Raw genomic sequence first — 26,519 nt, 5'->3', positions numbered from 1 at the left:
CCGCCCGCACCCTGACCCCCGCGGACCTGGCCGGTCACCGGATCTGGATCCCGGGCATCAAACCGGGCACCGAGTGGGCCGCCTACTACGACGAGCTGACCGACACCTTCGGCCTGCGCGTCGACGCGGTCGGACCGGACTTCGGGACCGAAGCACTGATGGACGCGATCGCCGACTCCGCCGCACTGGCCACACTCGTCGGCAGCCGGGACAGGTGGGTGTGGCCGGCGGCCCACGACCTGCGGCGGATCCCGGTCGAAGGACCCACACCGGTCTACCCGCACTCGTTCCTGTACCGGACGGCCGACCCCCACCCGGTCCTCGCGGCGCTGCGCGGACATCTCGTCCAGGCGCGACCGACGCCGCCGGACGACATGTGGACACCGGCCTGGGCCCGCTCACCCTCCTGACGCCGGCGCGGATTCCTCGGGACCTGCCGCCGGGCTGGGGCGCCACCTCGCACGCCTCCCCGGCGACAGCCCACGTCAGACGTCGGTTCCGCCGTCGACCAGGATCACTTCGAGCGTGCGCGGGCCGTGCACGCCCTCGACCCGGTTCAGCTCGATGTCGCTGGTGGCCGAAGGACCGGAGATCCACGTCTGCGGCCGCCCGGGGACCAGCCTTCCGAGCGCCTGCGGGACGGACCCGACGACCTGCTCCGGCACCCGTACGACGCAGAGGTGGTGGTCGGGCACCAGGGTGATCCGACGCCTGCCCTGGTCGGGGCCGCCGTCCAGGACGATCGTGCCGGTCTCGGCGATCGCGACCGCGCAGCCCGTCACCACGCTGTCCACGGTGTCGAGTTCGTACGCCGTGTCCGCCTCCCGGTCGGGCACCAGGGCCAGGGCCGGGTCGGTGGCGGCCAGCCACCCGGGCGGGAGCCCCGGCGGTACGAGCACCGACCGCGAGCCGTGTGCGGCCAGCAGCCGCTTCAGCAGCCGGGGCAGCCCTGAGGCGTCCACCCGGTGCACGAGCGCCCGGTAGTCCGCCAGGTTCTCCGCGAGCAGGTCGACCGTCTGCACGGTCGTCCGGTCGCCGTGGACGCGCCGGTAGCCGCGCTCCACCCGGACGTCCCGCGGCCGCTCGTCGCGCGGCACATCCGCCAGCGCCCGGCGCACCCGCGCCAGCACCCGTTCCCTGCCGCCGCTCACCGATCGCCTCCCCGCGTGCGCTGCCACCAGTCCCTGAACGACTCCTCGGGCACCTCCGGCAGCGCGCGCGTGTCGCTCCACGCTCGCCCCGGCCCCGGCAGCCGCTTCGGATGGACGCGGCGGGTACGGGACGCCAGCCGCTGGCCGGCCCGCAGCGCCCCCGGGTGGTCCAGTGCCCACCGCGCCGCGCGCATCACCGCCCGCTCGCCCCGGTGCCCCTTCGCGGGCTTGATGGTGACCCGCTCCCCGTTCCTGGTCACCTCGCCGCCCTGCACCACCCGCTCCCGCAAGTGCACCAGCACCTCCGGGATGTCGATGGCGACGGGACACACGTCGTAGCAGGCCCCGCACAGCGAGGACGCGTACGGCAGTGACGCGTCGACCTCGCTCCCGGTGCCGCGCAACTGCGGGCTGAGGATCGCGCCGATGGGCCCCGGGTAGACCGAGCCGTACGCGTGGCCGCCCGCCCGCTCGTACACCGGGCACACGTTCAGGCAGGCCGAACAGCGGATGCAGCGCAGCGCCCGGCGCCCCACCTCGTCCGCGAGCGTGTCGGTGCGGCCGTTGTCGAGCAGCACCAGGTGGAAGGTGCGCGGCCCGTCGCTGTCCGTCGTACCCGTCCACATGCTCGTGTACGGGTTCATGCGCTCCGCCGTCGAGGAGCGCGGGAGGGTCTGCAGGAACACTTCGAGGTCCTGCCAGGTCGGCACGACCTTCTCGATGCCCACGACGGAGATCAGAGTCTCGGGGAGGGTCAGGCACATCCGGCCGTTGCCCTCGGACTCGACCACGACGAGCGTGCCGGTCTCCGCCACCATGAAGTTGGCGCCGGAGATCCCGACCTTGGCCCGCAGGAACTTCTCCCGCAGATGGACGCGGGCCGCCTCGGCCAGTTCGGCCGGATCGTCGCCGAGGCCGGCCGGGGCGGCCCTGCCCCAGCTCCCCATCCGCTCGACGAAGATGTCGCGGATCTCGCCCCGGTTGCGGTGGATGGCGGGCACCAGGATGTGCGACGGCCGGTCGTCGCCGAGCTGCACGATGAGCTCCGCGAGGTCGGTCTCGTACGCGCGGACGCCCGCGGCCTCCAGTGCCTCGTTGAGCCCGATCTCCTGCGTGGCCATCGACTTGACCTTGACCACTTCGCTCTGGCCGGTCCGCTGCACCAGCCCGGTCACGATCCGGTTCGCCTCCCCGGCGTCCGCGGCCCAGTGCACGGTGCCGCCCGCCGCCGTGACCGCCTCCTCCAGCTGGACGAGGTAGTGGTCGAGATGGCGCAGCGTCCGCTCCTTCACGTCCCTGCCGGCCGCACGCAACCGCTCCCAGTCGTCCAGCTCCGCCACGGCCTTCGCGCGCTTCTCGCGGATGGTGTGCGTGGCGTGGCGCAGATTCCCGCGCAGCGTCTCGTCGCGCACGGCGTCCCGCGCCGCCACTGGGAACGCCGGCATCCCGAGATACGTACCGCTCGTACCGCTCATGCGTAGGGCTCCTCCTCGGTCGCCGCGAGGATCTCCGCGAGGTGCACGGGCCGCACCGAGGACCCCCTCCTGGCGAGCGTGCCGCCGATGTGCAGGAGACAGGAGTTGTCGACCGTGCACACCGCCGCTGCGCCCGTGGACTCGATGTCGCGCGCCTTGTCCGCGCCCATGGCCGCCGACACCGCGGCGTTCTTCACGGCGAAGGTGCCGCCGAAACCGCAGCACTCCCGCGCGCCGGGCAGGTCGACCAGCTCCAGCCCCCTGACCCGCTCCAGCAGTGCGCGCGGCCGCTCTCCCAGCCCCAGCACGCGCAGTCCGTGACAGGTCGGGTGGTAGGTGACGGCGTACGGGAACCAGGCACCGACATCGGTCACCCCGAGGACGTCGACCAGGAACTCCGTCAGCTCGTACGTCTTCGGCACGGCCCGCGCCGCGGCCTCGGCCAACGCCTGGCCGCGCCCCTCGGCGGCCGCCTTCGCACCGATGCGCGGGTAGTTGTCCCGGACCATCGCGGCGCAGGAACCGGACGGCGTGACGACGTACTCGTAGTCGGCGAAGGCGGCGTCGAAGCGCCGTACCAGCGGCTCCGTCTCGTGGCGGTAACCGGTGTTGTACTGCGGCTGCCCGCAACAGGACTGCGCCCGCGGGAACTCCACCTCCACACCCAGCCGCTCCAGCAGCCGCACCACGGCTTGTCCGGTGCGCGGGAAAAGCGCGTCGTTCACGCACGTGATGAAAAGAGCTACGCGCACGTCACGGCCTCCCTCCTGTGCCGGTGCCGATACGGTCCGGGCCTCGCCCGGCGCCGTACGCCCGTCCGCCGGATCGTAGTACCGCGACGGCCGCGGCGGCGCGCACCGGCACCCACACGCCGGCGAGTCGCCCGCCGGCCACGCCCGCCGCACGCCTGGCGGGCCGCCGCGGCGTTCCATGAAGTCGCCGTCTCCGCACGCCCATGGGGGCCTGTCCGGCGGATCTCGCCGGACAGGCCCCGGTCCCGGGAGGCTCAGCGCTTGAGCGTGAAAGTGAAGTCGCCCGAGAGCTTGCCGCTGAGCCGGACCGCCGAAACGACTCTGCCCTCCGTGACCAGCCTCTCGACCTCGGCCCGCGACAGACCGCACCCTTCAGCGATCAGTCGCACCGGCCGGACGGGGATCCGCGCCGTGAAGCGGACCGAGACGTCGATCACCTCGCGTTCCACATGATCCGATCCGCCGGTGTCGAGACGCCAGGCGTTGTCCCAGTCGAGCGCGATGCGGTTACGGCGCCGCACGACCGGATCCTGGAGCAACTCGGCCGTCAGGACCAGGTCGTTGCCGTGCAGTCGGTCCAGCAGCTCGGGTTGTACGGAGCGCACATGCACCCGCTCCAGGACGGTGAGTTTCGCGGTTTCCCCGCACCCGGTACAGAGCACAAGGAGCCAGGCGTCGAGGAGCTTGTGGTTCGCGTTGACGCGGAATTTACCGCTTGCCCGGAAGCGCTCGGCAGCGCACGCGTGGCAACGGCGGAGAACGATCGGCAGGCAGGTGGGCACGACCACCCAGTTGGTGAGCACAGAAGTACACCGGTTTCAGTGTGAGAAGTCCGCAGCAAAAAGCAGCGCGGCGCACATGCGCGACGCGCGACGAATCAGCACTCGGGAGGACTCACACGGTGTACAACGGCACGTCCTTGCCTAGACGACTTGGTTCGGCAGCACGGTAACGGCACACAGCGGCGCCGTTCCACTGGTTTTCGAGCGGCCTCACCGCGAGGTTCTGTCCGGCGGATCGTCGACGAAGCGGGCCGCCGGATCGTGGCAAGGGCGACGGCGGCGGCGCCGCGGAGGGCGGGGCCGCTGGTCGCACCTCGGGGCAACGGTCCGGCGGTGCGCCGCGGTTGGCACGCTGGTGCTTCGGCTCGGGGATCTGCCGGGGGCGTTGGGCCCTCTGCCCGGCGGCAGGCACGGCGGCTTCTTGCGCGCTCGGGCGGCGCGCTCGGCGGGCGCGAGACAGGTAAGTGGCGAACAGGCTCGCCATGACCAGCGGCTTCGAGCGATCGTCGCGGGCAGAGGACCGCGCCCTCTCAGCACGATCCGGACGACAGGCCGCCTAGCCCTTCGCGCCCGGCTTCCAGTCCCGCACCAGGAGCCCGAGCAGCACCTCGTCGAGGAACTCGCCCATCACCCAGGCCGACGAGCGCAGCACGCCCTCGCGGACGAAGCCGTTGCGCTCGGCGGAGCGCAGCATCGCGGCGTTGTCCGACAGCGTCTCGATCTGCAGCCGCTGCAAGCCGCGCACGACGAAACCGTACTGGCACAGCACGGCGACCACGTCGGTGCCGTACCCCTTGCCGCGAGACGCCGGCAGCAGTCCAAGGCCGATGTGCGCGGATCGGTTGTGGTTGTCGATGTTCGACAGCACCGCCGTGCCGACCAGCGTGCCGCCGTCCAGCTCGACAACGGAGAACGGGACGTGGCCCTGCTCCCTGTCGTCCACCACGAGCCGCGAGTCCTCCGATCCGGGCGTCATCGGCCGCCACGGCCGGCCTTCGGACCGCGCGGAGTTCACCACATCGTCGTAGAGCTCGGCCCGAAGTACCGGGATGTCGTCCTCGTGCCGGGCCCTGAGCCCCACCTTGCTGCCCCTTAGCATGCGCACTTCCTACCCGACCGGGTTCACGGACGGCAAACCGATATCGCGACCGCACGGGCCCCGCCCCAGGGGTGACGCGGCCAAGTCGCCGAGGTCCTGCTCGAACGCCCGGCGCGCAGGCTCGCGGTCGCGGTGGTGGACCCTGGCCCGACTGTCAGTGGAGCACCTGGGGTGCCGGCATGAAACGTTGGATCGACAGTCGGCTCGGCAAGTCGCATCCGGGCCATGAGGTGAATCTGGTCTTCGTCCGCGGGCTGACCGACGAGGCAGTCGCCGAAGGGCTCGGCGGGTTGCGGCGTCGGCCACTGGAGACGGGGGCGGCCGGCGGGTGGACCTGAGACCGGATGCGTACTGCGCTCTGGCGGACGAGGACGGACACGACTGCTACCGACCACCACTACGACGACCACGATCGCCTCGTGCGTGCGACAGCGGCCGCCTTCGGTCTGCCGTCGCCCCCGCCGGCCGGGGAGGCGGTGGGGTGAGGCGGCTGCCGGCGAACACCTTCACCCCGTTCGGCCGGGGCCTGGATGCCCGCCCGCTGCAACGGGCCCTGACGGATTCGGGGCGCCCGACGCGGGCCACGGGGGAGGACAGCGGCTGGGGGTAGGAGCTGCAGGGCCCCTGTACACGGCCCCGTACGGGCAAGGAGCGCTCGCCCACCGGGCGCGGGCGCACGTCGCCGCGCGTCGACCGGGCGGGGGCGTCTCTCCGGCCGAGCCCCGAGAAGCGCTCAAGCGCAAGGGCTGTGCGGTGCTGATTCTCCGGCTCAACAGCGAGATCGGCACCGTCCTGGCGGTGTGCGCGTCGACGACGGCATGATCGTCGGGCTCTACGCCGTACGCAGTCCGATGAAGCTGTCACACGTCGAGCGGACGATCCCTCTGCGCCGCCAGCAAGCAGTTTCTCCGCTGCGGTGAACCGGCTGGGTGCGCAGGCGTGTGCGCTCGCGGAGGGGCCTGGACGGTGGGCAGAATCAGGGACGCTACGCCTTCCGACTTGATAGGCAAGTGGATGCTTGCCTATGGTGGAGTCGTGGCCGACGACCTGTTCAAAGCTTTGGCCGACCCCACCCGCCGGACCATCCTCGACGAGCTCGCGGAGAAGTCCGGGCAGACGCTGTTCGAGATCTGCTCCCGACTGAGCATGAAGCATCAGCTCGGCATCTCGCGCCAGGCGGTCTCCCAGCACCTCGCCGTGCTGGAGGCCGCCGGGCTCGTCGAGACCAGGCGGGAGGGCCGCTACAAGTTCCACGACCTGAACACGACACCGCTGCGGCAGATCGCCGAGCGTTGGCTCGTGCCCGACCCATCCGGACCGGAGAAGAGCGCCCCATGAAGATTCATCTGACCAGTGTCTTCGTCGACGACCAGGCCAAGGCCGAGCACTTCTACATCGAGATCCTCGGCTTCGTGAAGAAGTACGACGTCCCGGTCGGCGAAAAGGACAGGTGGCTGACCGTCGTCTCGCCCGACGAGCCCGAAGGCACCGAACTCCTCCTCGAGCCCGCAGGCCACCCGGCCGTCAAGACCTATCGGGACGCGCTCGTCGAGGACGGCATCCCGCTCGCTCAGTTCGCCGTCGACGACGTGAGGGCGGAGTACGAGCGCATGCGCGGCCTCGGCGTCCGCTTCACCCAGGAGCCCCTGGAGATGGGGCCCGTCACCACCGCCGTCTTCGACGACACCTGCGGCAACCTGATCCAGATCGCGACCCAGCCGCAGTAGGCAGCTCCCCGGCGTACGCAGGTCGGGCGCGGCGCCGATCGCGTCCGCGCCCACGCCCCCTCGGGACGCCCGGTGCCGCTGTCACGGCCGCTACTCGGGTGGTCACACCACCGGACACGCACACCGTCGGCCCCCGTCCCTCGCGGCGGGGTGGCCGACTCAGGTCCTTGAGGTCAGCCCTTCCCGGTGTGAACTGCCGCGCTTATTACGGTCCTTGACGTGCGTGCGTGGTCGGTACGGCACTGGGGCGAGACCGTGGTCTCTCTGCCGGAAGACCCGCCGTCAGTGATCAGCGGGGACGACCGCGCTGCGCGCACCGAGCTCGTGTCGCCCCTGGCCCCGCTCTCGGCGGAGAACGCGGGCTTTGATCTTTCCCGGGCGGTCGTCGGACATCCGGCGGCCGCCATCGAGTTGCGACTTGGCGCCGGCAGGCCCGAGATCACGGTGCCTCGCGATGCGATCCTCGATGTCGAAGGTCTGCATACCGGGTGGAAAGGCGCGCGCTACAAGACCCGGCGGCATTCCCGCGCCGGCGGACCGAGGATCCGGATCGCCGGGACCATGGGATTAGGGCGGCTGAGGATCCGCCGCACGCGGCTTTGAGGCCCCGCCCGGCTTCCGGGCGGCCTTGAGCTGTAGCGGGCCGAGCCGAAACCTGCCCGCGTCTGCGGACCACGACCGCGGCCGATTCCCGTGGTGCTCCATCCCGTGCCCCTTGCGGAGAGAACCACCGTTCTCGTACCGTAACCCCGTACGGGGAGAACGATCGTTCTCCCGCGGTCATCACGCTGCCCGGGAGTAGCTGTGTCTGTGTTCGGTACGCGCCACCACACCCTCACCGTCGACGGCTTGGACGTCTTCTACCGCGAGGCGGGGGACCCTTCCCGACCCACGCTCGTACTGCTCCACGGCTTCCCGTCCAGCTCGCACATGTACCGGGGACTGATCGCCGACCTCGCCGACGAGTTCCACCTGATCGCCCCCGACCACATCGGCTTCGGACGCTCCGCCGCCCCCGACGTGGGTGCGTTCACGTACAGCTTCGAGAAGTTGACCGAGGTGACGCTGGCGCTGCTCGACAAGCTCGGGCTGGAGAGGTTCGCGCTGTACCTGCACGACTACGGAGCACCCATCGGGCTGCGCATCGCGAGCCGCCACCCCCAGCGCGTCACCGCGCTCATCACCCAGAGCGGCAACGCCTACGTGGAGGGTTTCACTCCCTTCTGGGACGTGCTGTTCGCGCACGCCGAGGACCGCGCGACGCACGAGCCCGCGGTGCGCGAGCTGCTCACCGCCGCAGCGACCAAGTGGCAGTACGAGCACGGCGTACCGGTGGACCGGCTCGACCGGATCGCTCCCGAGACGTGGACGTTGGACCAGGCGGGACTCGACCGGCCCGGCAACAGGGAGATCCAGCTTCAGCTGTTCTGGGACTACCAGTTCAACCTCGCCGGCTACCCGGCCTTCCAGGAGTACTTCCGCACCCACAGGCCGCCCACGCTCGTCGCCTGGGGGCGGGGCGATGAGATCTTCGGCCCGGCCGGAGCCGAGGCGTTCGCCAGGGACCTGCCCGACGCGCGGATCCATCTGCTCGACGCCGGACACTTCGCACTGGAGACGCACGGTGAGGAGATCGCCGCCCTGGTACGGAACTTCCTGCGGAGCGTGCGCTGAAGTGACGGCGCTACGGCGGCCCGGCCCGGAATGCGGACCGCCGCCCGTCAGCAGGCTTCCACGGTACGAGGACGACCGGCCGGCTGTTGGCCGACGTGCAGGGCGAGAGCTTCCCTCTGCCTCAACGGCCGGTACTTCCGGACGGAGGTTCCCGGGGACGACGTGGTCAGCGGCACAGGGCCGTGTCCACGACACTCTCCAGATGCTTCGTGGTTTCCCCGTCGGTCGGGATGCTGGTCACCGCCGCACTGGCGGCGCGGCCGTCGTCGGTGGCTCCACCCCGGGTCTCGTATCCCGCGATGTCACCGCCGTGGCCCCAGTAGGCACCGCCGCACGACAGCGGCCTGCTCATGAGCCCGAGTCCGTAGCCGGCGCCGGTCTTGCCGAGAGGGACGGTGGTGCGCATCTCGGTGAGCTGCGCGGGCGGGAGGAGGCGGCCGGCCAGGAGAGCGGTGAAGAATCGATTGAGGTCGGAGTTGGTGGAGATCATCTGGCCCGCCGCCCAGGCCGCGGAGGGATCGATTTCCGTCACGTCGCGCAGAGGCGCGTCTGCCGCGTCCCTGTGGTAGCCCTTGGGGTGAGGCTCTCGGATGGTCACGTCACCGGCGGTGGGGAAGTAGGTGTGGCGCAGCCCGACGCGCTTGACGACGCGCCGGTCGATCTCCTCGGCGAGCGGCCGGCCGGTGACTTTCTGGACGATCAGGCCCGCCAGCACGTAGTTCGTGTTGCTGTACTTCCACTTCGTGCCGGGGGCGAAGTCGGCCTTGTGCCGCAGAGCGATGTCCAGGAGGTCGCGCGGTTCGAAGTACCGGCGCCCAAGGACGTCGTCCTCGACGTCCTTCTCGTAGTCGGGCAGCCCGCTGGTGTGCTGGAGCAGCTGACGGACGGTGATGCGGCGGCCGTCGATCCCCTCTCCCCGGACGAGGCCCGGCAGGTAGGTGTCGGCCTTCGCGGCGAGGTCGATCCTCCCTTCGCCGACCAGTTGCAGTACGACCACCGCCGTGAACGTCTTGGTGTTGCTGCCGATCCGCACCTGGCCGTCCCGGGGAACCTTCGCCCCGGTGGCCAGGTCGCCCACCCCGGCGGTGTAGGTACGGGTGCGGCCCTCACGGTCCTGGACGCCGGCCAGGGCAGCGGGCAGGCCATCGGAGCGCACCAGCGCGCTCAGGCCCTGCTGGACGGTGTCCGGCCCGGCGGCACTGGACGCCGCCGGCGGCGCCAGGGCACCCATGGTCATGAGGCCCACGGCCCCCGCGGCCGCGACCTGCACAACTCCGCGCGGACCGCCCCGACGCCGCCCGGAAGAACGCAACCTCTGCCATGCCTGCTCACGCACGAGCCACTCCTGCCGAGTCGTGGGGAATCCAGCGGTTGTGCCGGGCCCAGCATCTGGGATGCGACCGCCCGGGACGATCCTGCTACCCGCCCGGCTCCAGGTGGGGTCAACCCCCCGGTGCTCGGGCCCGACCGATGGCGAATGGGGGAATGGTGGGATCCGGGGAGGAGAGTGGGAGCCTCACGCGACAGAGGGGCGTCCGCGAGCCAGGGGCCTGAAGCGTTACTGGGGGCCTGAGCTGTGTGCGGGAACAAGAGCGCAGCTCGGTGGCGTCGGGAGCGGAAGTCAGGAAGGCTGGGGCGCATGGTTTCGGTAGTGCAGAATGTGGCGATCGACTGTGCGAATGCCTACGAGCTGGCCCGGTTCTGGAGCAGTGTGACGGGCCGTCCGATGCATCCTGACGTCAGACCGGGTGATGGGGAGACGCAGGTACTGCTCGCGGAGGGCCCCGTGCTGTATTTCAACCAGGTGCCCGAGGCCAAGACCGTCAAGAACCGGATTCATCTGTGTCTGCGTCCCGAGACCTCGCGGGATCAGGAGGTGGACCGCCTGCTGGGCCTCGGGGCTGCCTTTGTCGCCGATCACCGGAATCCTGATGGTTCAGGCTGGGCCATCCTCGCTGATCCCGAAGGCAACGAATTCTGCGTTCTGCGGAGCGAGTCCGACCGGGCCGCCATGAACTCCTGACGGTGACGCGCCTGACCGGTCCCGTACAAGAGGTGGTTACGGCCACGCGTTGAGCTCCGCATGATGGTCACGCGCCAGTCGTTGGCCGCGGCGGTGCGGTGTCACCAGCGCATGCGGCACGAGGCTGGCGTCGCCTCTGGGCGCGTGACACCCTGATGACCGTGATCATCAGGGTGAGTGAGGCACGCATACGTCCTGGACGGTTCGAGGCGTTCCGCGACATGATCGTCTCTGCGGTACGCGAGTTTCCCAGCCTCTACCCAGGGCTGCTGGACCACGAGGTGCTGCTCGCGCCGCCTGACTCGCTGCTGTACGTGAGTCGCTGGCGCGGCGAGCAGGACCTGGTCGACTACGCCGGCGAGCGCTGGCGTGACGAGCCCGTGGTACTCCCGGGCGAGGACGAGTACCTCGCTGCGCCACTTCGGGTGCGGCACTTCACGGTTGCGTCGCTGAGCTAGTCGAGCTGCCGGGGCGCCGGTTGTCGGCGCCACCCACTCAAGGGCTGCCGCCGCTTCCGGTGCCTTCCGCGCTCGCCTTGTGGAAGACGATGACCGAGGCACCTCCGCCCCCGGAAGTCCACTCTCGGCGTGCTCGGCGTACGGGACAGCTGATGGCCCGCACGCCCGCCCCCGCCAGCCGGTACGCTGTAACAGAAGTTGTTGCGGCGAGGGGGAAGTGATGGCGGCGAACAGCCGATTGACCATCGCGACGCACGTGCTGGCATGGCTGGCGTTGGCGCAACGCCGTGGCCAGGAGGTTCTCACTTCGGATCAGGTCGCGGCCAGCGTCAACACCAACCCCGTGATCATCCGGCGCAGCCTGGGCGACCTGCGCCGAGCGGGCCTGGTGGAGGTCCGCCACGGCGCTGGGGCCGGCTGGAGTCTCGCGCGGAGCCCGGAGGGGATCACCCTGCTTGAGGTGTACGACGCTGTGGGCGCGCAGCCCCCGTTCGGCCTGCACCACACCGAGCCCAATCCGGAGTGTCCGGTCGGCCGAGGCATCCGGCCCGCGCTGAGCGACGTCTACAGCCGCGTCGAGCAGGTCATGCGACAGGAGCTGGCCGGCACGTCGATCGCCGATGTGCTCCGCGAGACGCTGCTGAAGTAGCCGACGGGCCGGGGGGTAGGGCGCTCGCCACACCCTCTGTTGTAACAAACATTGTTCCAGTGACTGAATCGGGAGTAGGACTGATGGAAGTTCCACGGTGTCCGGTCGTCGAGCTGCGGCAGTACACGCTGCACCCAGGACAGAGAGACGTACTGATCGACTTGTTCGACCGCGAGTTCGTCGAGCCCCAGGAAGCAGTCGGCATGACGGTCCTGGGACAGTTCCGCGACCTGGACGATCCCGACCGGTTCGTCTGGCTCCGCGGCTTCGACGACATGACGAGCCGCGCCGAGGGACTGGGGATCTTCTACGGCGGGCCCGTCTGGCACGCGCACCGCGACCAGGCGAACGCGACGATGGTCGACTCCGACGACGTACTGCTGCTGCGGCCCGCCTCGGCGGGCGGCGGGTTCCCACCGCCGACCGGTCCCCGGCAGGCGCCTGGCGAGCCGGCGGTTATGCCGCCGTCGCTGTTCCTCGCCACGATCTGGTACGGCCACGGCCCCTTCGACACCGCGTTCGTCGAGTTCTTCGAACGGCGGGTGCGGCCCCTCCTGGCGGAGACTGGCGGCGAGCCACTGGCCTACCTACAGTCGGAGCACGCCACGAACACCTTCCCGGCGCTGCCGGTGCGGAAGAACGAGGAGGTCTTCGTGTGGTTCGCGCGTTTCACCGACGAAGGCCACATCGACGATCACCTGAATCGGTTGCAGCGTTCACAACGCTGGCGCGAGGAGGTGCTGCCGGCGCTCTCGGACCGGTGGGCCAGGACCCCGCAGCGGCTACGGCTGGCGCCCACGGAGCGGTCGCTGCTGCGGTGAGTTCGAGGGGGGCGACCGCGTACCGCACATATGGGCTGCCTGGGCTGACGGCGGCCACGTATGGGACGAACACCTCGGCCACTTCTCTGACGAGGAGTGACGTGGGGTCAGTCCGCCGCGGGCTCGGGCCGGCCGGTCACCACCAGGTTGCCGTCCGGCGTGCGCCGCGCGAGGACGCCGGTCCGGAGGTACCCGTCGGTGGTGAAGGCGCGTGCGTTGTGATCAGGCGCCCGGTAGTACCCGCGTGGTGTGTACGGGCCCCGGGTGAGGACTTCGCCGGCGTGCCCCTCGGGCACGTCCTGCCCGTCGGCGTCGACCACGCGTAGCTCGTCGTCGGGCGAGAGCGGGCGGCCCTGCGTGGTGAGGACGGTCTCGTCCGGATCGGCGGGCCGGGTGAGAGTGAGCAATCCGTCAGCCATGCCGAAGACCTGCTGCAGGCGGCAGCCCAGTTCGATTCCTGCCCGTTCGGCGGTCGACCGGGGCAGGGGAGCGCCGCCGATCTGCAGGAGACGCAGGCTGCTCAAGTCGGCGTCCAACGTGGCCGCTCCGTCGAGCCAGAGCTCGGCGACGGCGGGCGTCACCGACGTGAGGGTGACCCGCTCGCGTGCGATGACCGGAAGGCATGCGGCAGGTTCCGGGTTCTCGACCAGGACGACGGTTCCTCCGACGGAGAGCGTGCCAACGATGCCCGGGCAGCCGAAGGTGAAGTCGGACCCGGCCGGCAGCACGGCGAGATACACGTCGTTGTCGGTGAGCGACACCAGTTCGGCGGCGGCTCGCGCCTGGTAGGCGTAGTCGTTGTGCGTGCGCGGAACGAGGTGGGGCGGCGTGGTGGCACCGTCGGAGGGCAGGAAGAACGCCACCTGGTCGGCGCTCTGGGCAAGCGCGGACCGGGGCGGGGCGTCGACGGAACTCAGCGGGAAGTAGTGGCAGCCGGAAGGGTCGGTCGTCAGGCCGCCGTACGGAGACGCGGCGCCCGGCGCCTCCAGGGTGAACACCCGCCGCAGGAAGGGCCCTCGGGCCGCGACGTCGGCGGCCATCGCCATGTGGTCGAAGCCCTGGTACGTCGAGGGGCCGACGTAACCGACGGCCTGGGTGCACCGCACGAGGTGCGCGACCTCAGCCGTGCGGTCGGAGACTTGGCAGAGGACGGGAACCACGCCGGCGCGCATCAGCGCGAATACGGTGATGACGAACTCGGGAACGTTCGGCAACTGGACGACGACCCGTTGCCGGGGCCGCAGTCCGAGCAGTCGGAACCCGGCGGCCATGCGGTCCACACGCCGGTTCAGGTTCGCGTACGTGATGCGGGTGCCGCCGTGCACGAGGGCGGTCCGCGGTCCGTACTGCAGGGCCCAGCCGCGCAACAGGTTGTCCAGCGTAGTGCCACGCCAGTGCCCGGCCGCCCAGTAGCGATCGACGAACTCCTCGGGCCACGGCGTACAGCCGTCGAGCAGGGGTGTCATGCGCTTCCTTCTGTCCGCGTCGCGGGCAGATCCCGCACGACGACAGCCTCCAAGAGGACCCGGGCACCCGCCGACAGCCGGGCCGGCCGGTGCTGATCCAGGTCAATGGAGCAGTGCGAACCCATACGGCCCCCTTCTCGACGCGGGGGAGCAACCCCTGCCGTCTCGACCCGGCCCATCCAATGGGGCATCACTCCTGTCCGCAATGTGCTTTCCGAACAGCGGACGCCGACTGCTCTCGGCAGAAAGGCCAATGAGCGCCGCTGACCAGGAGGAAACCAATCGCCGCCAGGCAGTTGGACGGGCCCACCAGTGCATGGTTCGCGGCAGGTCTCCGGCTCAGGCCCCCACGGTTCCGTCGACCCCTTGCCGCAGAAAGTCGGCGTGCCCGTTGTGGCGGCCGTACTCCAGGAGCACGTGCAGCATCACCATCCGCAGCGAGACCTCCTCGCCCCACCGTGGCTGGCGCCCGGCCCGGTCCAGGGACTCGGCCTCCCGCTCGATGCGGCGCGAGTTCTCCACCTCGGCCTCCCAGGCTGCGAACGCTTCGCCCCTGGTCGAGGTGCTTGCGTCGTACGCCGCCTGGAAGTCGATCCTGTCGGACCAGACCATGGGAGCGTCGTTCTCCTCGAACACCCGCCGGAACCATGCCCGTTCCACTTCCGCCATGTGGCGCACCAGGCCGAGCAGCGAAAGAGTGGAGGGCGGCATCGACCGCTGCCGCAACTCCTCGTCGGTAAGCCCTTCGCACTTCATGGCGAGGGTCGCGCGATGGTAGTCGAGGTAGGCCCGCAGCATCTCCCGTTCGTCACCGAAACGGGGAGGCCCCACACGATCGTCACTGGTCACTTGTGATGCCCCTCATCCGGTCTGTACCTCGGTCCGGCAGTTGCGCTTCGACGGCTTTCCGTACGAGTCGGGCAACCGCCCCGAGCGGTGCTCAGGAAGCACGACGGTGCGCGGCTTCCAGGACGGTCAGCTCGTCCTCGGACAGTCGCAGACCGCCGGCGGCCACGTTGTCCACCAGGTGGCCGCAGTCTCCGGTGCCGGGGATCGCCAGGACGTGCCGGCCGCGGTGCAGGGTCCACGCGATCCGGGTCACGTGGCTCGACGGCGCCGACCGGCCGCTGGTGGGTACGCGCTTCGAGGGCTGCAACCATCATCCGCCGCTGGGGGAGCGGCGGACCGTTTCTCCTGCGGTGGAGGTGGACGAGCAGCGGGTGTTCGCGTGGGCCGTCACGGAGGCGGACGGCCGGGGCCCGCCGCGCCCAGGGGCCGTTCGACAGCGCGGTCGGGGTGGGTCAGCGCGGCGCCTCAGCGGGTTTGCGGCCCCATGCGGTGAGCATGCCGGCCGACAGCGCGGCGCACTCGTCGGAGTCGAGGTACCGCACCGCCGCGTCCACGGCCGCGTCGTCGACCAGGCCGGTGGCGAGCATCGCTGCCCGGCCGCGCTCCCACGTGTCCGCCCAGGAAGCGGCTGATGGGGCTGCCCGGCAGCAGCGGCGGTACGTGGATCTCGGCGGCGACGGACTCAAGCCCCGCCCCGCGCAACAGGTGCGGGTACGACGGCACCCAGGAGACGTCGGTACCGATGGTGGCCCGCAGTCCGCGCCACATCGCCCGCATCGTCGCGGTGTACGGCGTCTCGGGCGTCCGGTCGCTCGTCAGGTCGACCGCGTCGCTGAGCACCAGCACACCGCCGGGCGCGACCAGCTCGGCCAGCGCGCTGATCATGCGGTCGTGCTCGGGCAGGTGCATCAGTACGAAGCGCGCGTGGACGAGCCCGAACCGGCCGGGGGCGAAGTCCGGGGCGGTGATGTCGGCCTCCAGCACGTCGAGCCCTGGCGCGGGCCGCTCGCTGAGGAAACGCGCGTCGCGGTCCACGGCGAGGACGCCGGCCACCCCGGCCTCCTCCAGCAGCCGGCAGGAGACCGTGCCCGTGCCGGCGCCCACGTCGAGGCAGCGCCACCCCGGGCCGACCCCGAGTGCCCGCAGCCGTGCCATGGTGATGTCGTCGTAGGCGAGCGCGCCGAAGTCGATGCGCTCGCCCTCGCCCGCCTGTTCGGGGCGGAAGACGGCCTCGCCGTACCGGCCCGCGCCGGGCGCGTCGCCGCGCGAAGCGCCGCTCACGTCGCCGCGCCCCTGACGCGGCGGGTGTCGACGAGCCTGCCGAACACCGTCTGGTCGAACCGTTTCATCGCCGGACCTCTTCCCGCAGTGGGGCGGTGCCGGGCGGCCCGCCCCGGGGGCCGCCACCCACCGATCCTCCACCGGCGGCCGCCCGCACGCCCGAGGCGCGCCGCGCCTGAGCCGATCGAGGCACGGGTGCGCGGCGGGGGCAGGGGGCGCGGCACACGACGTACCACCGCATGTCGTGTCGGTGGCCACCGCCCGGAGTCGCCCGGGCTGTCGGACCGCGCGTGCCGGTCGGGCCACCAGGTGCGCCCGACCGCCCGTCCGCTCCTGGAGCGCGGCCTCCCGCCCGGTCATCGCCCGATGGGCAACGTCGACGCCTCAGCTCGTGACCCCACTGCCCGCACAGCTCGGCGTGGTGTACGACACCGCGTGTCAGCTGTCCTTGTGGGCAGAGTCGTTCGCTCCCGGGTCCACCACTTCGTCGAGGACCTTGCGGACCGCCTCGTACGCGGAGTGCAGCATCGCAGCCTCGAGCGGCGGCTGGTGAGCCCCACTCGCCTGCGCTCTGTCCGACTCGCCGCGCCAGTGCTGTTCCTCCCGCGCTGCCCAGTCCCGTGCGCGGCGAACGCGCCGCAACAGCTCATCTGCGTCCACGACATCAGCCATGCGCGCATGCATACCCAGCGGACGGCCCTGACAGGCCCCTGGAGGAGAAGTCGACTCGGCCGGACATGCGGCGTCAGCGACAGAAGCGTGCGGTGCTACGCGTCGGAGCCTTCTTCGGGCGTCTCGCCCGGTGCTTGCGCCACGATGTCCACTTCGGGCTCCCCTGTGCGCCAGGTGGCGGTGACTTTCAGGGTGGCCTTGCCGCCGGCCTCCGTCACGACGCTCACCAACTTGCCGCTCTTGACGGCGATCTCGATGCCGAACTCCAGCGTCACCTCGTCCGGCGCGGCCCGCCGCAGCCCGGACCTGACACTCTGGGTGACGGTCTCCAAGGTCGTGGGGAGATCACCGAGCTGCCGTGACACGCTGTCCCCGAAGCCGGTGTCCCGCGGGCCCTCGTCATCGTCGTTGACGCGTACCCAGATAGAGGTTCCGTTCGGCATGACTGCCTGGACCGCATCGGACACAAGTCCCCCTTGCTCGGCTCACTGATCCAAGAGATGCCCGGTTTCCGGGACGCCCGACGACCGGTCACCTATAATCATCACACGATCACAGAGGGGGAGTGGTCATGATCGACCAACGTGCCCAGTCGTCGTCGGAGAAGGTGTACCTCTCCGACGTCGAGATTCATCGCCAGTCCCCTCTCGCGAACGCCGAGGACCTGCGGGCGCGCGTGCTCTTCCACGCCGCGCTGTCCGACACGCTGCTCATCGGCGACTCGCAGGCGCTCAACACCCCGCTCCTTCGTGCCCTGGTGTCCTCTGACGAGGCCGGCGGCCAGACTGTCCGGTCGGATCTCGAGCCGCTCCTGAGCAGTGGCCGCATCCGGGTGGCGTGCCGGGACGGGCAGACGCTGGCGGCCGTGCGCGAGGCTCAGGAGACGCGGCAGGTCGAGCACGCGCCCGGGGCCGCGTACGCGGAACTGATGGACGGCATGACGCGGGAGCACGCGCTCACCTACCGCTTCGACGCCGTGTCGGCCGCCTTCAAAGCCGGAGTGATCCGGCTGCTGGAGGAGCGGAGAAGGGACGCCGAGGGGCCGACCCTCATGACGTTCGAAGCCGCGCTGGAGTTCGCGAGGGCGCAGGAGCCGCTGTACTTCAAGGCCATCAAGGACTGGGAGGAATCCTTCCTCGCCGAGGCGTCCGGGAACACGGAAGTCGTGCTCGCCGTCGCCGCCGTGGACCGGGCGGCGGGGGAGTCGTACCGCCAGGCCCTCCCGCACGTTCTGGGAGCCGGGACCGCCGCGCCGCGCAGTGTCGAACTGTCCACCGCGTTCGCGACGCGCACGACCCTGGAGCGCACCACGCTGCCCGCCGGCCTCCTCGACAGCTTCCTGCTGGGCAGGTTGCCGGTCGAGGTGTTCCTGGAGGCGACCGAGCAGCCTTCCCGCGGTGTCCTCGTCCAGCAACTGGGCCTGCTGCGCCGCGGAAACGAACCGGACCTGTCGCTTCTGATGGAAGCCATGACCGAGTTCAGCACCTGGATGCAGGCGGCCTTCGAACGGGCCTTCCGCGCCACCGACGAACGCGCACGGGCGGTCCTGAACGGCAACCGGAACCTGATGCGCTTCGGGATCTCCCAGGACTCACTGACCGGCGCTCTCGGCGCCGGCCTCGACGTACCGACGGCCAACGGCGACGAGGACTATCTCGACCTGCGGGTCGTCGACCGGAGCGTGCCGGCCGCCGACGGCGCGGCCGACATCGGCGAACTCGATACACGCCAGATGCAACAGCGCGTCATCACGGGCGCGTACGCTGGCTGAGCCCGGACGTACTCACATCGGCGGCCCGGAACCGGTTCCGGAGCCGTCGGCGATGGCGAGCGCCAGCGCGGCCAGCGTCACACCGCAGGTGACGCTGCCGCTCTGCAGCCACTTCACCACCTCCGTGCGCGAGGCCCAGACCGGCTCGGCGACCGACTCCATGGCCTCCGGCTCGGCGACCGGCCGGGCGCCTGCCGAGCCGGTGGAGCCGACTTCGGCCGCGAAGACATGCACGCCCGATTCGATCAGGCCCGTATCGGCGTGAATGACCCCCAACGGCCGCAGCGCGGAGGGGGCGCAGTCGAACCCGGTCTCCTCCCGCAGTTCCCGCGCGGCTGCCACGGCCGGGTCCTCATCCGCCTCGCACCCGCCCCGCGGGAACTCCAGGGAGACCCCGCCGATCGAGTAGCGGTACGTGGGAACGAAGGCGAAGCCCTCCGGCCCCACCGGGACGATCACCACGCCGCCGCCCGACCACTGCCAGCGCAGGTAGCGGCCCTCCGTGCCCGACGGGGAGATCACTTCATCGTTGAACAGCGTGCCGAAACGGTTGCGAAAGACCTCCACCGCCCGCTGCCTTCGGATGGGTGAGGGTTCGGCGTGAGCAGACGCTTCGTCCATCGGCGCCGGGCTCCTTTCAGCTCGTGCGACCGTCCAGCACAGTCTTCATCTGCAGCCATGATGAGCGGTCGTGTGCGAATTCGTCGAGTTCGTCGCTGAGCTGGAGCAGCACCTGGAGCACCAGCGCCTGCTGTTCACGCAGGCGCGGCGAGCTTCGCAGCGGCAGCGCCGCCCGCTCGGTCGCCGCCCTGCTCAGTACCTTGTAGGCCTCAGGCAGGCAATCGGCCCGGAGCAGCCCGAAGCCGTGGCGCTGCAGGGTCTCCGGCAGCCGGGCGAGGTAGCGACTGGGCCGAAGCCCGACCAGTTCCTCCAGCCGCTCGACCGCCTGCAAGCTCGAAACGAGCGCCTCCTGGGGCCTGCCGGTACGGTGGCGGCATTCGGCGAGGGTTTCCAGGCAGGCGAGGTACACGTCGTCCTCGCGAGCACCTTCGGGCACCTGCTCGCACCGCATGACACCCTCGGCCGCGTCACGGGCAGCGCCGTTGACCTGTGCGTCCTCAAGGCGCAGCAACGCCAGCAGGCTCAGCGCGCCCGCCATGTCCATGAGAGTGCGGTGCCGGGTACCGGGATCGCCGCTCACCAGTTCCCGGTACAGGGACACAGCCTCGACGCTGAGCCCCAACGCCGGCTCCGTCTCTCCGGACCGGTGCCGCAGGAGACTCAGGTTGTGCAACGCCGCGGCGTAGTCGGCCTTGTACCGCGCGGACCCGCGGACGAGATCACGGCTGAGCAGGACCGCCTCGTCAGCAGCCCGGACGGCCTCGTCGCGGTGCCCGCTCTCCTCCAGCCGCAGGCTGTACCTGCGCAGGCGCTGCAGACGGACGTGCCGACCGCTGTCGTCGTTCCCCGGATCGGCCGACTGGAGCAGCCGCCGCAGAACGAGCGCCGACAGGGCGGAGAGGCCGGACGGATAGCCGGGAAGCCGTGGTTCGACAAGGAGGAGAAGGTCGGTCTCGCACGTCTCCAGTACGGGCTCGATCAGGCCCACCAGGAGCTCCGCGTGCGGCACCCGGGCGGCGACGGTCACCAGGGCCGGCACGAGGACTCGGGGCCGCTCGCGTACGACCTGGGCGAGCGCCCGGTCGAGAACCGCGTGGGCGGGGTGGTCCGCGACGCGGCCCACGCTTGTGCAGCCACGGGCCCGGGCCAGTACGTCGAGGGTCTCCAGCAGGGATCTGGTCCGCGCCCGCTCCTCTCGCAGCGGGGTCACGTCCAGGGTGGCCCCGAGGTAGGCGACCTCGTCTCCGGAGCTCTCGGGTTCCGCCAGCACACGCCGTACCAGGATCTCGCCCAGGCGGTCGGGCTCCAGCGGCGCGACATGGTCACCCTCCGCCGACGGGTACAGCGCGCGCAAACAGCCCCGCACGGCGGCGGCGTTGACCGGCGGCTGCCCGGGGAACGCCGCACCGCGTACGGACGTCAGCAACGCGGTCAGCTCGCTCCGGTCCCGCCACCGGGCCAGGGTCGGCACCAGCAGCAGGCCCTCCGCCATCAGCCGTCCGGTACGTCCCGCCAGGACACCGCCCCTCCCCAGGCGGTCCTCCAGCAACGTGTACCAGCCCGTGATCTCGTGCCGGCAGATCCGTGCCAGCGGATCGTCGCTCTCCTCCCACTCCTCGCCCTGGCGCAGTGTGAGTACGGCATCGAGGGCAGCCGCCAGCATGCCCAGGATCGAGTCCTGCCGGCCGGCTCGCAGGGCGAGAGACGGCGGCATCCGCACCCACGGGCATTCCAGCAGGCGCGCGAACTGGCCGAACGCCTCGGTGACCAGGGCCCCGGGATCCCTGGCGCCCAGCGTGGTGGGCAGCCTCAGTGAACTCGCACCCCGCAGAGCCCAGTCCTCGATGTACTGCGCTTCGAACTCCTCCCGCAGCGCGTGCCACAGCGGTTGCTCGGAACGGGCGAGCAGCAGCACGCGCAGGGTGATGCCGTCGGGCCGGTGCCGGTGGATGTGCGCCATCAGGGCGCTGATGTCGGCGAGCCGTGCCTGGGCGTAGTCGAACACCACCAGGCAGGGGAAGCCCGCTTCCAGGGCCGCGGTGAGGTTGTCGAGCCACTGCTGTTGGCGCAGGGGGTTGCCGAGCGATTCCCGGTCCGCGAACCCGGCGATCCACCCCATGTCCCGCAGCCGGCCGCACAGTTCGGCGGACAGGCGGGTCTTGCCCGAACCGCCCGGTGCGTACAGAAGGCGCAGCAGTTGGTCCTCGCGTGCATAGCACCAGTTCGTGAGCTCGCTGAGTTCCGGGCGGTCGACGAACGGCATGGCTCCGCGGGCCAGCAGCTGCGCCGGTGTGTTTCCCGCCACCGGGCCGGGGTCCGGGCCGAAGAGGGCCGCTTGCCGTCCCCCGCGGTCGCGGGCGGTGTCGAACCAGAGCGTTCCCGGCCGGTGCGCGGCATGGTTGCGCTCCAGCAGACCCGGCGAGCACTCCTCCACGGCGTCGACGGGAATCAGCCATCCCCCCGACATTCCCTTCTCGTGCCGCGACGCTTTGAGCACTCCGCACACACGACCGGTCGTCGTGTCGAGCACCGGGCCGCCGCTGAACCCTCGGACCACCTGGTCCCACTGCAGCCGCACGAAGCGTCCGCTGCGACCGGCCACCGTGAGGTTCAGGGTGTCGGGCTGGATGCCCGGCTCCAACGTATGGCCGCTGAATCCGTGGACGGACACCGACGTGGCCTGCGTGGGCGCCGCGCTGCCGAGCCATACGCCCTGGAGGTCGTGTGCCGGCTCGGCGAGCCGCACTTCGGCGAGGTCCGGGAAGCCGTAGGTGCTTCCGGCGCCCTTGGTCTGCGGCATCAGGCGTACGACGTCTATCGCGACCGGGCGTCCCTCGACCATGGCCGTCAGGCTGCCCGGTTCCCGCCCTGCCACCACGTGTGCGCACGTGAGGGCGGTGTCGGGAGCCACCAGGAACCCCGTCCCGCAGAAGGCGCCGTCCGCCCAGATGTCCATGACGTGCCGCTCGGTCAGAATCCGCAGTCGCTCGACCGGCTCACTGTCCGGACTGTTCGTCATCGATCTCCCCCGAGCGCACCCAGCGCACCGCACAACGGACCTACTGTCAGGTGACGTGCCAACATCATTGTGCCTCGGGGCAGTTGCGGCGTCGCCCTGTTCGTGGCGTCGGTCCTGGCACGACGGAGTCGTCGTGGTTGCTTCCTTCGCGGAGTCCGACGGCAGGGGCCATCCGGCCGGCGGGGAGCAGGGACAGCCGGGACACCGTTGCCGATCCGGAACATGTCAGATCTGGTGATGCCGGTCGCCCGGTCGGAGACTCGGGGCATGCGCCATCGCCGTATCGCCGCCACCGCCGTCGTCGCACTCGCGCTGACCGTCGCCGGCGCAGTGACGCACGTACACCTCTCCGGTTCCTCCGGCGGCCACCGCACCCCGGGCATACCGCAGCGCACGCCGCCGGTCGCATCGGACGGCAAGGCGCCGACCGTCACCCCGGCCGTGTGCGCCGCACCACCCGCCGCCCCGGCGCGCACCGCCCGGCCGGCCTCGAAACGGACGGTCAACCGCACGGATTTCAACGGCGACGGCTTCGCCGACCTCCACCTCGACGCCTGGTACCGCCCGAAGGAGGGCGGCGGCTGGCTGCACCACCGCGCCGTCGTTCCCGGCTCGGCGCGCGGCATCGACCCGGCGGCCGGCGTCTCGCTGAGCCTTCCCGGACTCGACCCTGCGACCAGCACCCGCCCGCTGGTCAGGAACAGCGCCGCCCACCTCACCGGGGACCTGGACGGCGACGGCCTGGCGGACCTCGTCGTCCAGAGCCTGTTCCACAACCGCGAGCGCTCCTGGACCGGACAGAGCATCGTCTGGGGCCGGGCACAGGGCACGCCCCGCGCGGTGCGCCTCCCCGCCGCGTACCCGCTGTTCCCCGCGGCCGGCGACTTCGACGGCGACGGGGCGCTGGACCTCGTCGGGCTGCGGGACGGCCGTGCGGTGCGGCCTGCCGGCTTCCACCAGCCGCGCGGCTCGGCCTGCCTCACCGTCCTCTACGGGCCGTTCAGCCGCACCGGCGCACCCCGCAGGACCGTCGCCGTCGAGGCCACCCAAGGCGGTTACGTGGGGGTGTCCACCCTCGTCACCGGCGACTTCGACGCAGACGGCCGTGACGACGTGGTCACCCGCGGCGGGCTGCCGATCCCGCCGGAGGATCAGGACGTGTCCGACACGTACGACGAGGACCGCCTGCCCCGCGGCCTCGTCGACACCCGCTACTACCGCGGCACACCCGCAGGGCCGGCGGTGGCCTCCCTGCCCACGCGCGTGGGGAAGACTCTGCCCCTGGCGGACCGCGGCCGCGACCGGGCCGCGCCCCTGCTCACCGCCGGGAAACTGGACGGCGACCGATTCGGGGACATCGTCCTGACCGACGGCACGGTCCTGCACGGCGGCCCGCAGGGCCCCGGCGCCCGCACCAGCCGACTTCCCGCCCCCTACGCCGCGGGTGGCGAGGACCCGCCGGGGACGCTGCGGACCATCGGCTACACCGGAGGGCCCGTCCTCGCCGACCTGAACGGTGACGGCAGGGACGACCTGGTGAACCGGGACTCCCGCAGCGAGCCCGCGGGCACCGTGACCGTTCTGCTCTCGCGGCCGGACGGCGGTTACGAGCCTCCGCTCACCATCGATCGCCACCGGCTCGATCTGCCCAGCCGTCCCCGGCACAGTGCGGACGCCGACAACTTCGGCTGGGACGTCGCCGCCGCCGACCTCGACGGCGACGGCCGCGCCGAACTCCTCGTCGGATACCGGGGCTTCTTCAAGCCCCGCGAGGAACACGGCTACTGGGTCTTCCCCGGAACAGCCGACGGCCCGGACTTCGGGAAGGCGCGGTTCGTGCCCGTGCGGGACCTGGGCACAGGGTGACCGCCCCATCAGCTACGCGCGTGCCGGGCGGTGTGGTGCGCGCCGCATCGCCCACAGCGCCGGCCCGCCCCCCGGCAAACGCAGCTCGTCCTGCACGGTGAAGCCGAAGTGCTCGTAGAAGGGAAGATTGGACGGCTTGGAGGATTCCAGGTAGGCGGGCAGACCCGCGGCGTCAGCCTTCGCGAGCCCTGAGCGCAGCAGGGCGGCCCCGTGACCCCGGCCCTGGCCCGCCGGGTCGGCGCCGATCACGGCGAGGTACCAGTGCGGTTCCTCGGGTGCGTGCGCGGCGGCCGTCTCGACGGCGTCCTTCAGCAAGGGGGCTCGGTCGCCGAGTATGTCCAGCAGCTCCTGGATGGTCTCCGCGTCCGGAACCGCCTTCGCCCGCGCCTCCGGCGGCACCCAGAAGGCAGCCGCCGCCTCGGTGCGCTCACACACGCTGTGGTGCGCGTACTGCCGGGTGAAGAGTGTGGCGAAGTAGCGGTTCAGCCCTGCCGCACGCGAGGCGTCGTCGGGGAAGAACCAGCGCATCATCGGGTCGTCGTCGAAGGCGCGGGCCAAGGTCCGGCCGATCAGCGGGGCGTCATCGATCGTTGCGTGCTGCGGTGCGTTCGTTATCGGCATATACGCCATTCTGCACCCCTGTGATCATCGCCGCCGGGGCGGGGGCCGCTGCACTCCTGAGGCCAACGGGGCGCGTGTTGGCGGTATTTGCGACATGGGTCGTGAGAGCACCGGTGGAGGCGGCGTTGGTCTGCGCTGCCGACGCTTCCACCGGCCGGTCCCCGAGGTTTACGGGCGCTGCGCCTCGGTGAACCTCGCGAGGACCAGCAGGGTGTCGACGAGGTCCTCGGCGGGGGCGCCGGTCGCCAGGCGGCGCAGCTGCTGCCCGAAGACCAGCGCCACGGCCGCGCCGGCCAGGCGCTCGGGATCCGGCACGCCGAGCTGGGTCAGGATCCGGGTGGCCAGCAGGTCGTAGGCGGCGAAGCACTCCGCCGCGGCGGCACGCAGTCGTTCGTCACGGCCGGCCTGGACGTACAGCTCGAAGGGTGCGATGTGGCGGCTGTCGAAGGCGTTGCCGCCCGCCACCCGCGCCACCACCTCGGCCGCCTGCCCGATGTCGAAGCGTTCGTCGGTGCACGCGTCGGCGAGCTCCGTGAAGTGCCGCGTCTCCTCGGCCACGAAGTGCAGCAGGCTCTCGCGCAGCAACTCGTGCTGGGTGGCGAAGTGGTAGGTGACGGAACCGAGGGAGACACCGGCCCCCTTGGCGATCCGCCGGTTGGTGACGGCGGCGATGCCGTCCTGCCCGATGATCCCCAGGACGGCGTCGATGATGCGCTGGCGGGTGTCGGAAGCATGGGGCATGCCGGCATTCTGCCCCATCGGCCGGCGCGGCCACCCGGGCGGGGCCGAGCGGTTCCCGGCCACGGCTGGGGAGTTGGGGGCGACGCGGGTGTGGACACGGGGCGGACCCGTACCTACTGTTCGTTCGAACGAACAAGGGATGGACGCCGCCGCACGGGAGTCGTCGTGGACATAGCCGGATCGCACGTTCTGCTCACCGGGGCCACCGGAGGCATCGGCTCCGTACTGGCCGCCCGCCTGACCGCGCAAGGAGCCCGCCTCACGGTCAGCGGGCGGCAGGAGCAAGCCCTCAAGGCCACCGCGAACGCGTGCGGAGCCGGCGCCGTGGTCGCCGACCTGGCCGTCCGGTCCGACGTCGTCCGCCTTGCCGAGACCTGCGCCGAGGCGGACATCCTCGTCGCGAACGCCGCCCTGCCCGCCAGCGGCGACCTCGTGGACTACACCGAGGAGCAGATCGACCGCGCCCTCGACGTCAACCTGCGCGCACCCGTCCTGCTGTCCCGGCTCCTCACGGAGCACATGGTGGCCCGCGGACGCGGGCACATCGTGCTGGTCGGCTCCATCTCCGGCAAGGCGGCGACCAAGTCGACCTCCCTGTACAACGCGACGAAGTTCGGGCTGCGCGGATTCGCCCTCGCCCTGCGTCAGGAGCTCAGAGGCACGGGCGTGGGGGTGTCCCTGGTCCAGCCCGGATTCGTCCGCGACGCCGGGATGTTCGCGGACTCCGGCGCCGCCACGCCGAACGGCATCAGGACCGTCACACCCGGCCAGGTGGCGGACGGCGTCGTACGCGCCGTCCGCCGCGACCGCTGCGAGGTCAACGTGGCACCGCTGGAACTGCGGTTGCTGAGCGCCATCGCCGGGCAGTTCCCCGGATTCGCCGAGCGGGTCCAGGCCCGGGCGGACGTCGACGGCGCCGTGCGGCAGATCGTCGAGGCCCAGCGCTCACGCCGTTAGGCGCCGGCGGTCCGGTGCCCCGGGCGAGAGCGCTGGGCCTCGAC

General features: G+C 71.2%; 26 protein-coding genes and 3 pseudogenes. 13 read left to right on the top strand and 16 right to left on the bottom strand.

Annotated features, from left to right (window positions below):
- Positions 1–410, top strand: a pseudogene (locus E2E34_RS11695) (LysR family transcriptional regulator); the annotation flags it as partial.
- Between the two features lie 75 nt (positions 411–485).
- On the opposite strand, the gene E2E34_RS11690 reads toward E2E34_RS11695, so the two are convergent.
- The 5 genes from E2E34_RS11690 to E2E34_RS11670 all read right to left on the bottom strand — a co-directional run bounded on the left by E2E34_RS11690 (position 486) and on the right by E2E34_RS11670 (position 5,259).
- A complete protein-coding gene (locus E2E34_RS11690) occupies positions 486–1,151 on the bottom strand; it encodes a LutC/YkgG family protein (protein ID WP_138901830.1) in 666 nt (221 codons plus the stop codon).
- Positions 1,148–2,626 (bottom strand): lactate utilization protein B, encoded by a 1,479-nt coding sequence (locus E2E34_RS11685; protein WP_138901829.1) that lies wholly within the window; start codon positions 2,624–2,626, stop codon positions 1,148–1,150. Before E2E34_RS11685 ends, E2E34_RS11690 begins: the two co-directional genes overlap by 4 nt.
- Positions 2,623–3,378 (bottom strand): (Fe-S)-binding protein, encoded by a 756-nt coding sequence (locus E2E34_RS11680; RefSeq protein WP_138901828.1) that lies wholly within the window; start codon positions 3,376–3,378, stop codon positions 2,623–2,625. Before E2E34_RS11680 ends, E2E34_RS11685 begins: the two co-directional genes overlap by 4 nt.
- Before the next feature lie 254 nt (positions 3,379–3,632).
- Positions 3,633–4,181 carry a DUF1062 domain-containing protein gene (locus E2E34_RS11675; RefSeq protein WP_138901827.1) on the bottom strand — a complete coding sequence of 183 codons (549 nt, stop codon included), beginning with the start codon at positions 4,179–4,181 and terminating at the stop codon, positions 3,633–3,635.
- 535 nt (positions 4,182–4,716) lie between these two features.
- Positions 4,717–5,259 (bottom strand): GNAT family N-acetyltransferase, encoded by a 543-nt coding sequence (locus E2E34_RS11670; RefSeq protein WP_138901826.1) that lies wholly within the window; start codon positions 5,257–5,259, stop codon positions 4,717–4,719.
- 179 nt (positions 5,260–5,438) lie between these two features.
- Here E2E34_RS11670 and E2E34_RS36380 point away from each other — a divergent pair, with 179 nt between their 5' ends.
- From E2E34_RS36380 to E2E34_RS11640, 5 genes are all read left to right on the top strand, one after another.
- A complete protein-coding gene (locus tag E2E34_RS36380) occupies positions 5,439–5,597 on the top strand; it encodes a hypothetical protein (RefSeq protein ID WP_244315639.1) in 159 nt (52 codons plus the stop codon).
- 697 nt (positions 5,598–6,294) lie between these two features.
- On the top strand, positions 6,295–6,597 hold the full coding sequence (locus E2E34_RS11655; protein ID WP_208765213.1) for an ArsR/SmtB family transcription factor: 303 nt from the start codon (positions 6,295–6,297) through the stop codon (positions 6,595–6,597).
- Positions 6,594–6,986 carry a VOC family protein gene (locus E2E34_RS11650; protein WP_138901824.1) on the top strand — a complete coding sequence of 131 codons (393 nt, stop codon included), beginning with the start codon at positions 6,594–6,596 and terminating at the stop codon, positions 6,984–6,986. The genes E2E34_RS11655 and E2E34_RS11650 overlap by 4 nt, the downstream gene beginning before the upstream one ends.
- Before the next feature lie 219 nt (positions 6,987–7,205).
- A complete protein-coding gene (locus E2E34_RS11645; protein ID WP_244315637.1) occupies positions 7,206–7,589 on the top strand; it encodes a hypothetical protein in 384 nt (127 codons plus the stop codon).
- 201 nt (positions 7,590–7,790) lie between these two features.
- On the top strand, positions 7,791–8,660 hold the full coding sequence (locus E2E34_RS11640; RefSeq protein WP_138901823.1) for an alpha/beta fold hydrolase: 870 nt from the start codon (positions 7,791–7,793) through the stop codon (positions 8,658–8,660).
- A 166-nt stretch (positions 8,661–8,826) separates the two neighbouring features.
- Here the strand turns inward: E2E34_RS11640 and E2E34_RS11635 are convergent, their stop codons facing one another.
- Positions 8,827–9,897, bottom strand: a complete 1,071-nt coding sequence (locus E2E34_RS11635) for a serine hydrolase domain-containing protein (protein ID WP_138901822.1) — start codon at positions 9,895–9,897, stop codon at positions 8,827–8,829.
- A 402-nt stretch (positions 9,898–10,299) separates the two neighbouring features.
- Here E2E34_RS11635 and E2E34_RS11630 point away from each other — a divergent pair, with 402 nt between their 5' ends.
- The 4 genes from E2E34_RS11630 (at position 10,300) to E2E34_RS11615 (ending at position 12,611) form a co-directional block, all read left to right on the top strand.
- Positions 10,300–10,683, top strand: coding sequence for a VOC family protein (locus tag E2E34_RS11630; RefSeq protein WP_138901821.1), 384 nt, complete (start codon positions 10,300–10,302; stop codon positions 10,681–10,683).
- A gap of 155 nt (positions 10,684–10,838) precedes the next feature.
- Positions 10,839–11,141, top strand: coding sequence for an antibiotic biosynthesis monooxygenase (locus E2E34_RS11625; protein ID WP_138901820.1), 303 nt, complete (start codon positions 10,839–10,841; stop codon positions 11,139–11,141).
- 220 nt (positions 11,142–11,361) lie between these two features.
- Positions 11,362–11,790 (top strand): Rrf2 family transcriptional regulator, encoded by a 429-nt coding sequence (locus E2E34_RS11620; protein ID WP_138901819.1) that lies wholly within the window; start codon positions 11,362–11,364, stop codon positions 11,788–11,790.
- 83 nt (positions 11,791–11,873) lie between these two features.
- On the top strand, positions 11,874–12,611 hold the full coding sequence (locus tag E2E34_RS11615) for an NIPSNAP family protein (protein WP_138901818.1): 738 nt from the start codon (positions 11,874–11,876) through the stop codon (positions 12,609–12,611).
- Positions 12,612–12,718: 107 nt separating this feature from the next.
- Here E2E34_RS11615 and E2E34_RS11610 read toward each other — a convergent pair whose 3' ends face one another.
- The 6 genes and pseudogenes from E2E34_RS11610 to E2E34_RS11585 all read right to left on the bottom strand — a co-directional run bounded on the left by E2E34_RS11610 (position 12,719) and on the right by E2E34_RS11585 (position 17,322).
- Positions 12,719–14,077: a (2,3-dihydroxybenzoyl)adenylate synthase gene (locus tag E2E34_RS11610; protein ID WP_138901817.1), complete on the bottom strand. Its 1,359-nt coding sequence runs from the start codon at positions 14,075–14,077 to the stop codon at positions 12,719–12,721.
- 339 nt (positions 14,078–14,416) lie between these two features.
- On the bottom strand, positions 14,417–14,926 hold the full coding sequence (locus tag E2E34_RS11605) for a DinB family protein (protein ID WP_138901816.1): 510 nt from the start codon (positions 14,924–14,926) through the stop codon (positions 14,417–14,419).
- Positions 14,927–15,017: 91 nt separating this feature from the next.
- Positions 15,018–15,173, bottom strand: a pseudogene (locus E2E34_RS11600) (aldo/keto reductase); the annotation flags it as partial.
- Between the two features lie 205 nt (positions 15,174–15,378).
- Positions 15,379–16,207 (bottom strand): annotated as a pseudogene (locus E2E34_RS11595) (class I SAM-dependent methyltransferase).
- 438 nt (positions 16,208–16,645) lie between these two features.
- Entirely contained in the window at positions 16,646–16,879 is a 234-nt protein-coding gene (locus E2E34_RS11590; RefSeq protein WP_138901815.1) for a hypothetical protein, read from the bottom strand.
- A 95-nt stretch (positions 16,880–16,974) separates the two neighbouring features.
- Positions 16,975–17,322, bottom strand: coding sequence for a CU044_2847 family protein (locus E2E34_RS11585; protein WP_138901814.1), 348 nt, complete (start codon positions 17,320–17,322; stop codon positions 16,975–16,977).
- A 128-nt stretch (positions 17,323–17,450) separates the two neighbouring features.
- On the opposite strand from E2E34_RS11585, the gene E2E34_RS11580 reads away from it, so the two are divergent.
- Positions 17,451–18,650 (top strand): hypothetical protein, encoded by a 1,200-nt coding sequence (locus E2E34_RS11580; RefSeq protein WP_138901813.1) that lies wholly within the window; start codon positions 17,451–17,453, stop codon positions 18,648–18,650.
- Between the two features lie 12 nt (positions 18,651–18,662).
- Here E2E34_RS11580 and E2E34_RS11575 read toward each other — a convergent pair whose 3' ends face one another.
- Entirely contained in the window at positions 18,663–19,271 is a 609-nt protein-coding gene (locus tag E2E34_RS11575; protein ID WP_138901812.1) for an NUDIX hydrolase, read from the bottom strand.
- A 16-nt stretch (positions 19,272–19,287) separates the two neighbouring features.
- On the bottom strand, positions 19,288–22,290 hold the full coding sequence (locus E2E34_RS11570; protein ID WP_138901811.1) for a trypsin-like peptidase domain-containing protein: 3,003 nt from the start codon (positions 22,288–22,290) through the stop codon (positions 19,288–19,290).
- Between the two features lie 267 nt (positions 22,291–22,557).
- On the opposite strand from E2E34_RS11570, the gene E2E34_RS11565 reads away from it, so the two are divergent.
- Positions 22,558–24,156: an FG-GAP repeat domain-containing protein gene (locus tag E2E34_RS11565; protein WP_167518269.1), complete on the top strand. Its 1,599-nt coding sequence runs from the start codon at positions 22,558–22,560 to the stop codon at positions 24,154–24,156.
- Positions 24,157–24,168: 12 nt separating this feature from the next.
- Here the strand turns inward: E2E34_RS11565 and E2E34_RS11560 are convergent, their stop codons facing one another.
- Together E2E34_RS11560 and E2E34_RS11555 are read right to left on the bottom strand one after the other, a co-directional pair.
- A complete protein-coding gene (locus tag E2E34_RS11560) occupies positions 24,169–24,777 on the bottom strand; it encodes a GNAT family N-acetyltransferase (protein ID WP_208765212.1) in 609 nt (202 codons plus the stop codon).
- A 168-nt stretch (positions 24,778–24,945) separates the two neighbouring features.
- The gene (locus tag E2E34_RS11555; RefSeq protein ID WP_138901808.1) at positions 24,946–25,518 is read right to left on the bottom strand and encodes a TetR/AcrR family transcriptional regulator; all 573 of its coding nucleotides are present in this window, start codon (positions 25,516–25,518) and stop codon (positions 24,946–24,948) included.
- Positions 25,519–25,683: 165 nt separating this feature from the next.
- Here E2E34_RS11555 and E2E34_RS11550 point away from each other — a divergent pair, with 165 nt between their 5' ends.
- Entirely contained in the window at positions 25,684–26,475 is a 792-nt protein-coding gene (locus tag E2E34_RS11550; protein ID WP_138901807.1) for an SDR family NAD(P)-dependent oxidoreductase, read from the top strand.
- Positions 26,476–26,519 lie beyond the last annotated feature (44 nt).

It is taken from the genome of Streptomyces albidochromogenes, assembly GCF_005981925.1.
GTDB classification, from domain to species: domain Bacteria; phylum Actinomycetota; class Actinomycetes; order Streptomycetales; family Streptomycetaceae; genus Streptomyces; species Streptomyces albidochromogenes.
The sequence above is the reverse complement of the archived record's forward strand: the minus strand, read 5'-3'. Positions and strand labels throughout refer to the sequence as shown.

Excerpts from the sequence above, each read along its gene's own strand:
- E2E34_RS11575 (WP_138901812.1), bottom strand. The coding sequence starts at position 19,271 with ATGGACGAAGCGTCTGCTCACGCCGAACCCTCACCCATCCGAAGGCAG.
- E2E34_RS11635 (WP_138901822.1), bottom strand. The coding sequence starts at position 9,897 with ATGACCATGGGTGCCCTGGCGCCGCCGGCGGCGTCCAGTGCCGCCGGG.
- E2E34_RS11580 (WP_138901813.1), top strand. The coding sequence starts at position 17,451 with ATGATCGACCAACGTGCCCAGTCGTCGTCGGAGAAGGTGTACCTCTCC.
- E2E34_RS11555 (WP_138901808.1), bottom strand. The coding sequence starts at position 25,518 with ATGCCCCATGCTTCCGACACCCGCCAGCGCATCATCGACGCCGTCCTG.
- E2E34_RS11630 (WP_138901821.1), top strand. The coding sequence starts at position 10,300 with ATGGTTTCGGTAGTGCAGAATGTGGCGATCGACTGTGCGAATGCCTAC.
- E2E34_RS11590 (WP_138901815.1), bottom strand. The coding sequence starts at position 16,879 with ATGGCTGATGTCGTGGACGCAGATGAGCTGTTGCGGCGCGTTCGCCGC.
- E2E34_RS11620 (WP_138901819.1), top strand. The coding sequence starts at position 11,362 with ATGGCGGCGAACAGCCGATTGACCATCGCGACGCACGTGCTGGCATGG.
- E2E34_RS11685 (WP_138901829.1), bottom strand. The coding sequence starts at position 2,626 with ATGAGCGGTACGAGCGGTACGTATCTCGGGATGCCGGCGTTCCCAGTG.
- E2E34_RS11585 (WP_138901814.1), bottom strand. The coding sequence starts at position 17,322 with ATGCCGAACGGAACCTCTATCTGGGTACGCGTCAACGACGATGACGAG.
- E2E34_RS11650 (WP_138901824.1), top strand. The coding sequence starts at position 6,594 with ATGAAGATTCATCTGACCAGTGTCTTCGTCGACGACCAGGCCAAGGCC.
- E2E34_RS11625 (WP_138901820.1), top strand. The coding sequence starts at position 10,839 with ATGACCGTGATCATCAGGGTGAGTGAGGCACGCATACGTCCTGGACGG.
- E2E34_RS11615 (WP_138901818.1), top strand. The coding sequence starts at position 11,874 with ATGGAAGTTCCACGGTGTCCGGTCGTCGAGCTGCGGCAGTACACGCTG.
- E2E34_RS36380 (WP_244315639.1), top strand. The coding sequence starts at position 5,439 with ATGAAACGTTGGATCGACAGTCGGCTCGGCAAGTCGCATCCGGGCCAT.
- E2E34_RS11610 (WP_138901817.1), bottom strand. The coding sequence starts at position 14,077 with ATGACACCCCTGCTCGACGGCTGTACGCCGTGGCCCGAGGAGTTCGTC.
- E2E34_RS11560 (WP_208765212.1), bottom strand. The coding sequence starts at position 24,777 with ATGCCGATAACGAACGCACCGCAGCACGCAACGATCGATGACGCCCCG.
- E2E34_RS11670 (WP_138901826.1), bottom strand. The coding sequence starts at position 5,259 with ATGCTAAGGGGCAGCAAGGTGGGGCTCAGGGCCCGGCACGAGGACGAC.
- E2E34_RS11565 (WP_167518269.1), top strand. The coding sequence starts at position 22,558 with ATGCGCCATCGCCGTATCGCCGCCACCGCCGTCGTCGCACTCGCGCTG.
- E2E34_RS11570 (WP_138901811.1), bottom strand. The coding sequence starts at position 22,290 with ATGACGAACAGTCCGGACAGTGAGCCGGTCGAGCGACTGCGGATTCTG.